At 58.0% G+C, this 13,440-nt stretch carries 10 protein-coding genes and 1 pseudogene; 1 reads left to right on the top strand and 10 read right to left on the bottom strand.

The genetic code is table 11. From position 1 onward, the window contains the following. Positions 1 to 422: 422 nt before the first annotated feature. Complete coding sequence (locus F7D08_RS09810) at positions 423 to 770, bottom strand: hypothetical protein (RefSeq protein WP_226803390.1); 348 nt, start codon at positions 768 to 770, stop codon at positions 423 to 425. 279 nt (positions 771 to 1,049) lie between these two features. Here F7D08_RS09810 and F7D08_RS05540 point away from each other — a divergent pair, with 279 nt between their 5' ends. Beyond that, positions 1,050 to 1,943, top strand: a complete 894-nt coding sequence (locus tag F7D08_RS05540; RefSeq protein WP_152209665.1) for a MazG family protein — start codon at positions 1,050 to 1,052, stop codon at positions 1,941 to 1,943. 79 nt (positions 1,944 to 2,022) lie between these two features. On the opposite strand, the gene F7D08_RS05545 is transcribed toward F7D08_RS05540, so the two are convergent. The 9 genes and pseudogenes from F7D08_RS05545 to F7D08_RS05585 form a co-directional block, all read right to left on the bottom strand. Further along, positions 2,023 to 2,628, bottom strand: a complete 606-nt coding sequence (locus F7D08_RS05545) for a pyridoxamine 5'-phosphate oxidase family protein (protein WP_152209666.1) — start codon at positions 2,626 to 2,628, stop codon at positions 2,023 to 2,025. A gap of 47 nt (positions 2,629 to 2,675) precedes the next feature. After that, positions 2,676 to 6,206 (bottom strand): ATP-binding protein, encoded by a 3,531-nt coding sequence (locus F7D08_RS05550; RefSeq protein ID WP_152209667.1) that lies wholly within the window; start codon positions 6,204 to 6,206, stop codon positions 2,676 to 2,678. Positions 6,207 to 6,373: 167 nt separating this feature from the next. After that, positions 6,374 to 6,994, bottom strand: a pseudogene (locus tag F7D08_RS05555) (DUF4194 domain-containing protein); the annotation flags it as partial. Between the two features lie 2 nt (positions 6,995 to 6,996). Next, a complete protein-coding gene (locus F7D08_RS05560) occupies positions 6,997 to 8,556 on the bottom strand; it encodes a DUF3375 domain-containing protein (protein WP_152209669.1) in 1,560 nt (519 codons plus the stop codon). 58 nt (positions 8,557 to 8,614) lie between these two features. Continuing rightward, on the bottom strand, positions 8,615 to 9,814 hold the full coding sequence (locus F7D08_RS05565) for an ABC transporter permease (RefSeq protein ID WP_193316203.1): 1,200 nt from the start codon (positions 9,812 to 9,814) through the stop codon (positions 8,615 to 8,617). Beyond that, positions 9,807 to 10,505 carry an ABC transporter ATP-binding protein gene (locus tag F7D08_RS05570; RefSeq protein WP_152209671.1) on the bottom strand — a complete coding sequence of 233 codons (699 nt, stop codon included), beginning with the start codon at positions 10,503 to 10,505 and terminating at the stop codon, positions 9,807 to 9,809. The genes F7D08_RS05565 and F7D08_RS05570 overlap by 8 nt, the downstream gene beginning before the upstream one ends. Beyond that, entirely contained in the window at positions 10,502 to 11,617 is a 1,116-nt protein-coding gene (locus F7D08_RS05575; RefSeq protein ID WP_152209672.1) for a peptidoglycan-binding protein, read from the bottom strand. The genes F7D08_RS05570 and F7D08_RS05575 overlap by 4 nt, the downstream gene beginning before the upstream one ends. Before the next feature lie 12 nt (positions 11,618 to 11,629). Next, complete coding sequence (locus F7D08_RS05580; RefSeq protein WP_152209673.1) at positions 11,630 to 12,472, bottom strand: hypothetical protein; 843 nt, start codon at positions 12,470 to 12,472, stop codon at positions 11,630 to 11,632. A gap of 108 nt (positions 12,473 to 12,580) precedes the next feature. Continuing rightward, positions 12,581 to 13,411 carry a hypothetical protein gene (locus F7D08_RS05585; RefSeq protein ID WP_152209674.1) on the bottom strand — a complete coding sequence of 277 codons (831 nt, stop codon included), beginning with the start codon at positions 13,409 to 13,411 and terminating at the stop codon, positions 12,581 to 12,583. Positions 13,412 to 13,440 lie beyond the last annotated feature (29 nt).

Genomic DNA, 13,440 nt, shown 5'->3' on the forward strand with positions numbered 1-13,440 from the left:
CCTTCTTTCTTTTCGCTAGAAGTATCCGGGTGACCCGGATCGATAGGATTGCTAGAACGAGTGGAACGACCACCCATTTAGGGAATTGCATCGCGTTGGAAACCAATGCCAGCACAAAAATCAACACGTACGCCAAAAGTTCCCACCATTTTAGAGGCAAACGATACGTTCCCTTCACGTTCTTGCACCGGTGTTGTATCTCAGTCGAGTTCTTCTTCTGTCGATTCATGGCTTCTTCCTTGTGTTTTGGTAATAGGTTTTGGAGACGATCGAAATCACCGCATACAATGCGCAGGTTCCGGCCGCAGCGAGCAAACGCCATCGTCCCTCGCTCCTGCACAAACGCCTATTACTTGAGCCGTGTGAAGTACCATCGGTCATGGTCATTCCCCTCTTCGAGGGCCAGCACTTTCCCATAATCCTTATTCAATCCGAGAACAGCCGGCCATACAACATCCTGTCAAGCAATCGCATGACAGGAATCTTCGTAGACATAGGATGAGACGGGAAGAGCCTGTCGCGGCAAGCCCTCCGACTATAGATGCAGGGGAACCGGCGGCGACGATGTCGGCACACAGGGTCAGGAACAGTCGCGTCCGTTTCGGTTCGATCAGGAACAATGGCATGGCCGTGGCCGTGTCGGTCAGGACTCGAACGGATAGCAGCGCCGCGATGATCGCCACGGGTTCGCTCATGGGTATGATCGCCCCGGCGATGTCCAGTCCGTTGAACGGCTTGTACAACACGATGATTGGCGCGTCGGCGAGCATCGCCCCAGCCACTCCTCACCCATTGGCGCATGCCCGTGGAATGCCCCTTGATCCGGGCCTTCGGCCAACGGTCCAATCCGCAATCGTGCATCATGCGGCGCACGCGATGACGCACGTCAGGCAAGATCATCATGCTCACCTTTGCCGTGTTCACGCTTGCGATGGTACCGTTGCTGTCTTTAGGCAATGGATGACAATGAGCGCGGAGACTCAATATACAGCCATAATTGGTATGTCTAGAGCAGGTAGATTCGCGGCGCGAGTGAAAGGACCAACAGCATGGATAGCAGCACGGGACGCAGCCAGGAACAGATTTCGAACGCACAATACGAATATCGTCTGCCGGCTGGATTTGAACGGTGTTCGAAACTGAAACCAGTCGCACAGGCTCCGAGTGCGTTGGAGCGGGTCAAGGCCATTGTGGACATTCTGTATTCGCCGGGCGGCTGCCCTTGGGATGGCAAGCAGACGAACCGTTCGCTGCTCAAACCGCTGCTTGAAGAGACCTATGAGTATGTGGATGCAGTTGAAACGAACGACAGGGATAACATGCGCGAGGAGCTGGGCGACGTGTTGCTGCAGTCGGTGTTCCAAGCGCGGGTGTGCGCGGCCGACTCAGCCGATCCATTTGACATTGACGAAGTGGCTGATCGTCTGGTGAACAAACTCATTACCCGCCATCCGCACGTATTCGAGCCTGATGATGACGCTGATGCGGAAGACAAGGCACAAAAAAACGAGACTGAGTTTTCTCCGGAGGAGACTCTCGCGCTGTGGGAACGCATGAAGCAGCAGGAGAAGCATCGCAGATCCGTGCTCGACGGCATCTCGCATGCGCAAGGCGCGCTGCCTCGTGCAGCCAAAGTGGTCTCGCGCATCATGAAATCGGTACACAAGGATGAGCTGCTCGCCGTTTTTGACGAGGCAATCAGAGCGAATAATACCCAGTGTCACACTGAAGAAGCTGCGTTGGATTCATCGATTACCACGGATTCTTCTGATTCAAGGCCCTCGACTTACGCCAATGAAATCCTCACCATCGTGCGCCGCGCTCAATCCGAAGGCATCGACCTCGAAGCTGCATTGCGCAATCGACTGCGCGATGTGGAGGCTACTATCTCCTCGCATGAAAAGGCACTTGAAAGCGAAGCGTCAGATTATTCCACTGAATGACAGGGGTATGCCGATTCTGTTTGACTGCAACTGTCGGCAGTCATTTTTGGATGCTTATGCGCTGCCCTAATCATCCAAACTATTTGGCATGCATGCGGCTTGGCCTCGGATGTGCTTTTGCCGTGAGTCTGGTTGCTTCGATTTTCCACACGGTGACGGCGTTCACCTGTGCATCGGTAAATTCGACATGTGGCATATGAGCCTGATGGTCCATAAGCAGCTGCAACCCATGTCGTCGTTCTTCAAAATCGTCCACAATCGAGGCGATGCCATTGCCGATGACCGAGGTGAACGCCTCGCCCCAGTTGCAGGCAGTACGCCCCTCGATGACCTCGCAATCGGTTCGCATGGCGAATGATACAGGCAGTTGATTGCTCGCAGCTCGGATAGCGTCAAGTTTGCGTCCGCGTGACGCCGAATGGATCCATAGGGTGAGGGAACCGGAAGCCGGATCATAGTCGTACCCGAAGTTGAGCGGCACCATCGTCAGGCCTTCAATATCCATGTACGCGACATCAATGATGTCGCATCGGCTGATGATTGCACCTATTTGAGCGAAATCGACGATCTCACGGTCGGCACGCCGCATCCTGCGATGTCCACCGGCTACAGTGTGCTCGTCATCCCGACGCTTCAGCACATGCACGCCATCGGCTGGTTTGCTGTCGTCATTCATGCCAGTCATGATTGGATATCCTTGTCGCTTCCCTGTAGCTGTGCAGCTGTATCAAATCATTCGGATGCGGATTGGTCTGTGATTAGCGGAGCCTCCTCATCGATGCCATCCAGGCTGGCTTCGCGCAGGGAGGTGAGGCCGGTGTCGGGATCCTTGTAGGTCACGTAAGCCTTGGTGGACACCTCGAGGATTTCGCCGGTCTTGCTTTCCGGAGCGGATACGATGACCTGGAAGCCGAGGCGCGGCAGCACGCTCAATGCACGCTGCGTGTAACGACCGTCCGCCTTGATGAGCGCCTCGTCAAGGAACAAGGTGGTGTAGCTCGGTTTCAGACGGTTCTCCATACCGCCGCCCAACAGGTAGATCAATGCAGCGCCATAGACGAACGAGGTGAGTTCCTGCAACGCGCCGCCCGAACGGCCTCCGGTCGAGGTGATGCGCTCGTCCGGACCATCCGCATGGTGCACGATGGCGTAGAACGAGGAGCGGCAGCGCGGGTCCAGATTGCGGGCACCATACTGTTTGATACCGTTGGCGTCCTTGACTTGCGCAAGCTCGTCCTTCAACAGCGTGACCATGGGAGCGCACGCGGTAAAGACGCGGCGGGACTCAGCGTGCTGCTTGGCGGCATCATCCGCTTCCCCGGCAGCAGTCTTCCAATCGTTCAATGCACCGATGGCCCGTGTGAGCTGGCTGGAGAACACGCGTTCCGGTCTGCGTACATCCGCTTGCAAGGACAGGCTGCCGTGCTTGGGGCCGAATTGCTGGCCTTCCAGCATGGCGTTGATGCGGTCGAGCTGATCGTGGATGTCGGTGGCATCCGTGTCGATGGCTCGTTTGATGGTCAGGAAGCTCATCAGCAGTTGTTCAAGGCAACGCCGGTATTCGGCTTCCGTGGCCGTGGTGGTTGCCAGTTGCGCAAGGCTTTCAAGCTCATCGAGATAGTAACGGTAGTCTTCCACGCTTGCGGTGAGCGCATCATCGTCCGCCGCCCAGATGCCGATGTAAGCGCTCATCTTCGATTCGACGGCCGTGCGTGCCGCGTTTGCCTGAGTCTGCAGCATGGTGATGCGTGTGTTGATATCGTTGGCCATGCCGGCAAGGACGCGTGCAGTGAAATCCGAGGTTCCAGCTCCCGCGCCGATGATCATATGAGCTCGTAGCGCCGTGTCTTCGATGCCGGTGAATCGATTTTCATATGCTTCGGCAAGTGCTGCGGTTACCTCAGCCGGTAGCTGACGCGTTGCGACTTGTTCGCGGCCACCGTCCTCCTCTGTATCTTCCGCTGCTGCGGCATGACGACTGAGCCACATGAGTGCCGCCTCAACTGCCCGCGATGATGCAGCTGAAGCTTGTTCGGCTTTCATACGACGCTCGTCCAACTGTTCGAGTTCTGTGGTTAGCTCGTCCTTGCGGGCAGAGAGCTCGGCGAGCTTGGGGTCGTTCTTAATGGAACTCATCGACTCTTCGATATCGGCGATTGTTTTGCGGGCGCCGTCGATGTCGATGCGTTCCCAAGAGGTGTAGGCAAGCTGGTTGGCGAGTTCGAGCTCGCGATGCAGCTTGTCTGAATTCTGCTTTGCGGATGTATAGTCGCTGTCTGACTGTTGCAACTTCCGCTTCGCCTGATCGATCTGCTGCTCGAGATCGTTCAGGTAGGCTTCGTTGACGAAACCAATGACTTGCGAACGATCTTTGATGCCGTGCTGCCCACGGGCTCCGGATTTGATCTGACCATCCGTCTGCACCTGGCGCATGCTGCGGTCGTCATCATCGATGGCATCCACACACAGGGCGTCATAATGCTCGGATTGGGCTTGCGAGCGCAGCCATCCGGCGAATGGCGAGTCTTCGCGGTAGCGCAGTTTGCTGGAAAGCCAGTTGCTCTCAGCGGATGCGGAAACGTCGGATGTATCGTCGTTTGCGTAATCGCGTGAGGTGTCTACGAATTGCCAGGTGCGTCGGCTCATGGCGTGCGGGTCGATGGTGCTGACCTTGGCTGCGAAACCTTGTTCATGGCGTTTGTCCACGAGGATGGTTTGCGCGATGGGCGCATAGGCTACGTTCATGGCGAGGCGCCAGCGTTCGTCGGTTTCCTTGACGTCCATGAGTTCGGCCACATAGGGCAGATCCGTTGGAGTCAGTCCGGTGGCGCGCGCCAGCATGGCACGGGTTTCGTCCATGTGCTGGGTGATGCGGGTGCGCTGCGATTTCTGGCGGTCGTAGTCGCGTTGCAATCGTTCGAGGTCGGCGCGCGCTTCAGCACGTGCGTTCATGGCCGTGGCGAGCTGTTCCTCGCATTCGCCGGAACGTTCGTCATACGTGCGTTTGAAGTTCACGGCATTGATGCGTCGCTCGTTCCATGCCTGTTCGTCGGTCGGCAGCTGCTCATCAATGGATGCGAACGTTTGTTCGATGCGCTTGCGGCTGGTTTCCGTATCCTCCAGCGTGCGCTTGGCCTGGTCCAGTTCCATTTCCAGGCGGGTCAGGTTGCCGCCGTCGAGGCCTTGCATCTGGCCGCGCAGCATGTCGATGCGGCTGTGCAGGTTCTCGGCGTTGCGGCGTGCGTTTCGGGCTTCGGATTCGTAGGCTTGCGCTTCATTGCGGTCGACGGGCAGCTGTGCGCCGACTTCCATGCGCATGCGGGCCATGGCCCAATCTTCCAGCGCATCCGGAATCGCCTTGCCATCCTCGGTCGCAACATCATCGAACATATGTACGCATTGGTTGGCTTTGGCATATTCGCCGTAAGCGTTTTGGATGCCGCGCAATGCGTCCATGCGTTTGGTTTTCTCTTCCATGGCATGGAAGTTCGCGTCGTAGCGTTCGTAATCCTCGACCGTGGTGCGTGCGAGCTCCAATGCTTCGGGTACGCCGAGCACACCTTGTTTGAAGATGTCGTCGAGTCTGGATGGCGCGTCCGCGGATTGGATCTTATGCAAGAGTCGGCAGGCTTCCTCGCTCAGGCCCATGATCGACCAAATGTGGCTGTGGAAGGCTTCGGCGCTGGGGAAGGTCAGACAGTCGGGGTAGGTGTCGCGCAACTGGCCGGGTGTGAACGGGTTTTCGCGATACTGATCCATGAGTCTGGGATCGATGGGCTTGCCCCAGACCGCGTATTGGCGGCGCACGTCGGCGCGACCATCACCGGGCATCAGGTACAGGAATTTCGCGCAGGAGAGAATCTGACCGGAGGTTTGATTGCGATAGGTGTCCACGATGGCACCCCATACCGCTTGCGGAGCGCCGGTAACAGGATCTTTGCCGCGTAGGTAGATTGGCTCATCGCCGTGTTCGGTGCTGCCGACACCGATCATGCCCTTCAAATACGTGTAGTCGCTGCGTTCGGAACGTCCGGAGTTCGATGCCTTGTTGAATGGCGTACCGGTCGGGTAGAGCAGTGAGATTTGCGCATCCACCAATGTGGATTTGCCGGACTCGCTGGCGCCGGCGAGCAGCGTCACGGGAAGTGTGGAATCCGTGGAGGGGCGGAATTCGTGATAGCCCTCGTAGGAACCCCAGTTGACGAGTCGGCGGCTGACCATCATCCAACGGTCGGCGATCATCTGCAGTTCTGCGGCTGCCATCGTCACTCCCCTTCCTTCTGCGTGTGTACCGTATTGGCTGTATCGCCGTCATCATCCGTGGCATCGAACAATGGCTCGGTGAAGAGATTCTCATCCGGAATGTCGTCATCCGATTCGGCTGCATCGGAATCCGATGATTCCACCGACTCGGCATCCGCGCCATTGAAATCATCCGAATCAGATGCCTCCCCCAGGTTCTTGGCCGCGGTATCCAGCCAGGTATCGGCCAATGCGCGGTCCAGTACCACGGGCACCAATGGTGTGATGAGGTACATGGCCTCATCATCCATTCGAGCCAGATAGCCGTAGGTGATCATCGTGGAGACGATGGCGCCTACCTGTTTGAGCACGCCTTCCTCATCGTTGCGCGAGGCCAAGAAACCTGCTCCCGAGGCGAGCGCGGCGCGGATTTCCTCGAAACTCACCAGCCATTCCGATTGGTCGGTGCGCGTGTTTTCATATTCGAGCACGCGGATGCGCAGGAAGGCGAGCAATGCCGCTTCCTCGCGTTTCAAGCTGGCTCGGGTTTTCAATGCTCGCAATGCCACATTGTCGTTGGCCACGGGGGTCGCATACATGATGCGGTAACGTTCGTTGACCACGAGGGCGAGCAGATCGTTGTTGAGTGAACGTTCCACCGCTTCACGGTTATCGTTGACCAGATCGTAGAGTTGACCGGAAATATAGCGTTCACGTTTCAAGGCGATGGCGGCCATGCGCGCGTCCGCGGTCATATCGCCGTAATCGTCTTCAAACAGGGCGTACGGGTTGGCGACTGGTTCGCTCATGCTTATCCTTCCTCCACGATGCTGTCAAGTTCCTCCAACGAAGCCCATACCGGGCTCGTGATCCAATCCCTGGGTGTGCCGTCCAGGGCGACGCAATGCCAGACCACACCAGCTGCGGGATTCGCCACAGAATCCTTGTCTTGACCTTGGCTCCCGTTTGGCGTGGCCACGGATGGCAAACTGCCGAGGAATCCGACGATTTCGCTTTCGCGGCGTTCCCGTTCGGGCAATCGGTTGAAACTGGCGGCTACATCCACCTTGCCCTGTGCGATGGCTGGATTGCGGCGAATGAGTTCCACCATATGACGCAATCGCGGGCCTCCACCTTCGACCATGTCTTTGAGATTGACCTGCGGCACTTGCCGTTCAGCGACGTCCAAGGAATCCAAGCCCGGCATCTCGGTATAGGCCATCGAACGCGCGGGCCGCATCGGCAAGGGGGCGAACAGAGCGCTCGCCGTATCAGTGCCGTATGGTCGTGAGGCATCGCCGGTATGGGCTTTCGCATCGGCGTTCAGGTTCACGTACAGCCGGTTCAATCGGCTCATCATCGTACGGTATCGCGTATCGGTTTGCTGGCGCACCAGACGGCTGATGGCCTCATCGGAGACGCGCATCTGATGGCGTACCGCTTCGATGCCGTCGTAGATGCGGGACAGTTCGTCACGAATCTGCCCGAGCAATGCCGCGGATTCACCGGCGAGATACGGGGTTTTGGCGATGTCTCGCAAGGCGGAGTCAATCTGCTGGCGGCCTTCGTCAGTAATGATCACCTGGAACGCGTCTTCGAATCGACGTCCGGAATCGGATTCGCTGAATGAACGGCGGTATTCCTCGTGATACCGGTTCAGGGTTTCGTCCACGCTCATGTCGCCGGCCTGCATGCGGCGGCGCAACGCATCGCCGTTATCGCGTTCGGTGAGCACCAGTTCGCGCAGATCGATGGGAACGCCTCGCAACGTGTTATGGATCACGGCGATCACATCCTCCACCTGAGCCTGACTCAATGTGGCATGCTGCTGGCCTTGCTGGATGCGCTTGATCTCATGCTTGCGTTCTTTGATCTCACTGTTGAGTAAGCGGACACGTTCACCGGGGTCGGCGGTCAACTGCATGCGCGCATGTTCGATCTCCATGATGATGCTGTTGGCCTGGGCGCCGGAGAGAGCACGGGATTCGTCTTCCAAACGGCTTAACGCTTCGATGGCGCGATGCGCACGAGCGGTCAGGCGGTAGAGGAATCGATGGGAGGCGGCGTCATGCGAGTTGGCGAGCCAGGCGTAGTCGCCCTCGCCTTCACGGGTCAGATCGGCAAGGATGCGATGAGCCGCGTCCGCATAGGATTGGTCTTTCAACGTGTATTCGCCGCTGGAGGCCAGTAGCTCCAGACTCTGCGCGAAGCGTTCCTCCACGGTTTCGCGCGGCAGCTCGCCGGTCAACGGGTCGAAGGCGGCGCGCAGCAACGCCACATACAGCATGGCATGCTGCCGCAACAGCAGACGGAGCACGCCGGTTTCATAAATCGGCCGCAGACGTTCCATTTCCCGTCTGATATCGCCCATGCGTCTCCTTTGCGTCGTGCCAGAATGACGTATCGACGCTAGCACACACTCGGGAGCGTCACTCGCCGCGCAACGCATCGGTCGGCGTGAGTCGGGCCGCGCGCGATGCCGGATAGAAACCGGCGATGATGCCGACCAGCACGGCAGCACCCCATGCGGCAGGCAATCCAGTCCAATCCAAGGTCAATGGTTGGCCTGCGTTCATGGCAACGCCTATGGCGGTAGCTGCACCGATCAGAACCCCAGTGAACCCGCCGATGGCGGACAACAATGCCGCTTCGGTGACGAATTGCATGCGGATGTTGCCGGGCGTGGCGCCAAGCGCACGCCGCAAGCCGATTTCCCCTCGACGTTCCATCACGGTCACAATCATCATGTTCGCGATGCTCATGCCACCCACGGCGAGCGCGATGGCACCGATCATCAGCCCCAAGGTAGTCAGAGAGTCATTGGTGGCGTTTCGGGCTTGGGAGAGGTTCGCCGAAGCTGAAACGGAGACGTTGCCGCCGGACAGGTTCGCCGCATGTGCGATGATGCGGCGCAAGGATTCGGCGTTACCGGGTTTGGTGCGCACGTAGATCTGGCTGATTTGCTGTATTGATTCCTTCTGGTCCGGGTAATGGCTGATTGCCCAGTCGGCTCCGATGATGACGGATGCGTTGATGGATTGCGCTTGTGGAGCGGGCTCAAGGATGCCGATGACGCCGTACCATTCGTTGTCGATGAGAATGCGGTCGCCAGTCTGATTGATACCGAGACGGTAGGCGGCCTCGGATCCGAGGACCGCGACCGGTAGACTCTCGTTGTTCGCATTGATACCATGCCCTTGAGCGAATGAGGCATCCACAGCTTGGATTGCGCCCGGCTTCATGATGGATACGGCCAGCGCATTGCCATTGGTTTTCGGTACAAGCTCGTTTTTGAAGACTTGGGCGTCCTTGGGTGGGGTGAGGAATACGCCGACTTGTTCAACGCTGGGCTGACGCGCGATGGTTTCAGGCGCATAATCGGGCAACGGCACAGGCTGTCCTGTGGCATCCTGCCCGGGGGCCACGACCTGCAGGTTCGCCCCAAGCGCATCGAGCTGGGCGAGCAAAGCGGCTTGGTTGGAGGCGGCGATACCGGAGAGCGCCACATAGGAGGCAACACCCAATGCGATGCCGAGCGAGGCGAGAATGGTACGTGAGATGCGGCCTGTGGCACCGATCCATGCCGTATGCAGGAGGTCGGCCACACGTGTGGCAAGCGGCTTACGCATGGCTGCCTCCTTCATCAAGTTCCGTGACCACGCCATCCTGAATGTGCAGGCGGCGCGGGAATCGTGCGGCAATATTGGGGTCATGGGTCACGATTACAAGGCTCGCTCCTTGATCGGCAGCGCCCATGAGCAGTTCGATGATGGCATGGCCGGTATCGGTGTCGAGTGCGCCGGTGGGCTCGTCGGCGAAGATGATGTCGGGCTTCTTCGCCAATGCCCGGGCGATGGCAACACGTTGCTGTTCGCCGCCAGACAACTGAGAAGGCTTGTGCAATATGCGCTCACCAAGTCCAACCTGTTCGAGCGCTTGGATGGCCTGCTCACGGCGGGCGTTGCGCGGCAGTGTTGTGTATTGCAGCCCGGTCATCACGTTCTCCAACGCGGAAACGGTGGCGATTAGATGGAATTGTTGGAATACGAATCCGATGTGTTGGGCTCTGAGAATGCTGCGGCGCTTCTCCCCCATGTCCGTCACGTTCTGGTCATCGTAGGCGAGCATGCCGGAGGTGGGCATGTCCAATGCGCCGAGCAAGGACAGCAAGGTGGATTTGCCGGAGCCGGATGGTCCCACGATGGCGATGCGCTCACCATGATTGATGGCGAGTGACGTGTCATGCAGTATTTCCAGAGGATTGCCATCCTTGCCCGGAAAGGATTTGGTGACGTGATCCAACGTCAGCAGCGCGTTCATGAGACCACCACCTTGTCGTCTTCCTTCAAGCCGTTGGCTTTGGTGATCTGCGCCTGGGCGCCCGCCACGAGACCAATCTCAACGCTGATGCGTGTGATCTCATTGCCGCGAATCACCTCGACCGCATATGAGTTGCCGGCGCCGGCAATCAATGCGGTGACCGGTACGATAAGCGTCTCCGTGTTTGCCGCTGCGGCGTTCGGCACAATGACTTGGATGGTCGCAGGTCCGAATTGCGCCACTTGCGTCTGATCGGGGAAATCAATGCGCACCGAAGGTGAGGTGACCTGTCCGTCCTTGCCGGTGGATTGCCCGCCTTGATCGACGGCAGTGAGCGTGGTGTCAACCGTGGTGTTGTCCGGCAGGATCACCTGTGCCTTATCACCGGCCTTGAATGTGGCGGCCTGGGCTGCGGTGATGGTGGATTGCGCATGTAGGGTCACGCCCGTGTAGCTGGCTGGGCTCACGTTGGTGTCTCCGAGTTTCGCGTTCACGGTTTTGATGCGAATCGGAGCTGAGGAAGCCAACGCTACGGATCCGGGATTAAATACCCCGTTGACCGCGTCCCCGGTGAGGCCGAGAGAACGCTGCCATTGTTTGATAGCTTCACGGGTCAGCCAATTGACATGCGGACCTACCTCACCGGTATAGAAACCGAGCTCCTTAAGGTTCTGCTCCAATTGGGTCACATCCGGACCGTCCGAAATCCCCACTTCGATGGTGCGCCAGAAAGGGCGCTCGCCATGGAAGAGCGGCACAGACACCCCATCCATCTCATACACCTGTTCACCGGCGTTGATTTGTTTGCCGGCAACCGGCAGTTGGGTGATAATGCCGGTGGCGGCAGCAAAATCGGAAGCGTCATCGTATTGGAGGGTCGCACCGAGCCGGGTCTCCGCGTTGAGCACACCTTTGGTGACCGGCTGCGCGCGCAGCGTGGTCACATCGATGTTTTGTGTGGATGATTGGTTCGCCGCGGTCATATGGCCGATAAGCGTCCACGGGCGTGTGGCCACACAAGTGGCGGCGAGTCCTATCACTGCGATGAGCACGATGATGATGGTGATGATTCTGCGGCGTTTGGAAAATCGTCGCGCTTCCGTTCGTGTCATGATGGGCTCCGATCAGTTCATCGCCTGCTGGACGGCGAAGGTGTCGTAGGGGTAATCGCCATTCCAAGCGAAGATTACGGGCGTATCGTTTGCCGGGCATTCTTTGAAAAAGCGCCGCACATCTTCTTCCGGTACGGTGTTCGGGATCACGATGGTCAATGGATGTTCGCCGCTCGGATCGGCGATCCAACTGAACCCTTTGGCACGGGCGTCCTGTGCGTATTGCAAAACGGAAGCCTTGTCTTCCTCCGATGCATTGGCATCTTTGTCTTCAGCACTGAGCGTGGATTGAGAAAAGTCAGGGACTGCCGCCTCACAAGCAGCATAATCGGATTGTTTGGATGCGTATGGCGAACCGGCCATGTCTGCCGCGGTTCGGAAGATCACGTAGTTCCAGTCCTCTTTGGTGATGCTGTTGCCGATACCACCCGACGATTTGACGTGAGGATACAGTTCTGGCGGCGTTGCATGGTAGTGTTCCTCCGTGCCATCCTCAAGATATCTGATTTCGGATGGCGCGGGATTGCCGGCCGCATCAAGCTCCACGACTCCTACCTGATTATTATCCCAGCCAACCGATCGCGCATCGAAGCCTTTACTGGTGAGGCAGGAAACAAATCGCTTGACCTCAATGCTCGGCTCTTCCGGCCCATCATTATCATGTGAGTCCGTGGCGCCGGTTGAAGTGCCGGTATTGTCACCGGTTGCCGCATCTGTTCCACTGTTCACAGTGAGCGGTGACGAGCATGCGGCCAGCATGGCTAGACCGAATGCGGACACGACTAGGCTGGCCGCTATTCGTCTTAGCCCATAACGGCTCTCGCCCTCTTCGATATGCTGATGCTGTTTCATCATGCCCCCCTAATTTCGCTATTCCGGTCATTGGTCATCGATGGTCGAATGCGAAAGAAATATGAATCAATGTGAAAGCGTTCCGTGCCTCATTGCCGGATGGATGCGTGTTCAGGAAACCACTCCCATGGCCTCATCCATAACTTTGGTGTAGTCGTAACCGAAATCATCCGGTGTTCCATCGAAGCCGAAGGTGATGTGCGCATCCCTTACTGGGCATTCCTTGAAGAAACGGCGCAACTCGTCTTCGGACACGGTTTTGGGGACGAGGATGGTGGTCGGTTCGTTTCCTGTCGGATCGGCGACCCAGCTGAAGCCTTTGCTTCGCGCGTTCTTGGCGAAGTCAAGCGCCGCCTGCTTATCCTCATCGGAATAGGTCGGTGTCTGGCTCAGGTCCTGTGCGGGCTGGGCGAAGTTCGGGTTCTTGGCCTCGCAGTCTGCGTAGTCCTGTCGTTTCGACTCGTATGGGCTGCCGGCCAACGCAGCGGAATCCTTGAACGCCACCCATACCGTGCCGTAGTCGATGGATGTGAACATGGAGTTGGCGTACATCTGCTGCGTTGCGGAGTCGGTGGACACGCTCATGCCATTGTCGTCAGCCTTGACCGGCTGCCCGTTTGAGTCGAGCATGCGCAGCATGACCATGTTTTTGGTGGTCGGAGTCTTTGACTTGCCGGACGAGCCCGGCATTCCAGGCATGGCCGCGGCTTGCGCTTCGAATCCTTTGTCGGTCAGGCAGGAGACGAATTGCTTTGCGCTCGCATCGGTTGCGAGATTATCTGTGGAACTGGCAGCATTACCGGTACCGTTGGTATCCGCTGCCTGGTTGATGAACGGCATGGAGCATCCGGCGAGCGCAATCAGACATGCTGCCGATGCGGAGGCTGCCGCCAATGTACGCCGCAATGGCTGATTGGGAATGTGATTGAAGTTGATGACCATGTCGGTTCCTTTCGGCAGACGATTCTCAT

The organism is Bifidobacterium cebidarum (genome assembly GCF_009193305.1).
GTDB classification, from domain to species: Bacteria; Actinomycetota; Actinomycetes; order Actinomycetales; family Bifidobacteriaceae; genus Bifidobacterium; species Bifidobacterium cebidarum.

Coding starts and splice junctions, on each gene's coding strand:
- F7D08_RS09810 (WP_226803390.1), bottom strand. CDS start 770: ATGCTCGCCGACGCGCCAATCATCGTGTTGTACAAGCCGTTCAACGGA.
- F7D08_RS05540 (WP_152209665.1), top strand. CDS start 1,050: ATGGATAGCAGCACGGGACGCAGCCAGGAACAGATTTCGAACGCACAA.
- F7D08_RS05545 (WP_152209666.1), bottom strand. CDS start 2,628: ATGACTGGCATGAATGACGACAGCAAACCAGCCGATGGCGTGCATGTG.
- F7D08_RS05550 (WP_152209667.1), bottom strand. CDS start 6,206: ATGGCAGCCGCAGAACTGCAGATGATCGCCGACCGTTGGATGATGGTC.
- F7D08_RS05560 (WP_152209669.1), bottom strand. CDS start 8,556: ATGGGCGATATCAGACGGGAAATGGAACGTCTGCGGCCGATTTATGAA.
- F7D08_RS05565 (WP_193316203.1), bottom strand. CDS start 9,814: ATGCGTAAGCCGCTTGCCACACGTGTGGCCGACCTCCTGCATACGGCA.
- F7D08_RS05570 (WP_152209671.1), bottom strand. CDS start 10,505: ATGAACGCGCTGCTGACGTTGGATCACGTCACCAAATCCTTTCCGGGC.
- F7D08_RS05575 (WP_152209672.1), bottom strand. CDS start 11,617: ATGACACGAACGGAAGCGCGACGATTTTCCAAACGCCGCAGAATCATC.
- F7D08_RS05580 (WP_152209673.1), bottom strand. CDS start 12,472: ATGATGAAACAGCATCAGCATATCGAAGAGGGCGAGAGCCGTTATGGG.
- F7D08_RS05585 (WP_152209674.1), bottom strand. CDS start 13,411: ATGGTCATCAACTTCAATCACATTCCCAATCAGCCATTGCGGCGTACA.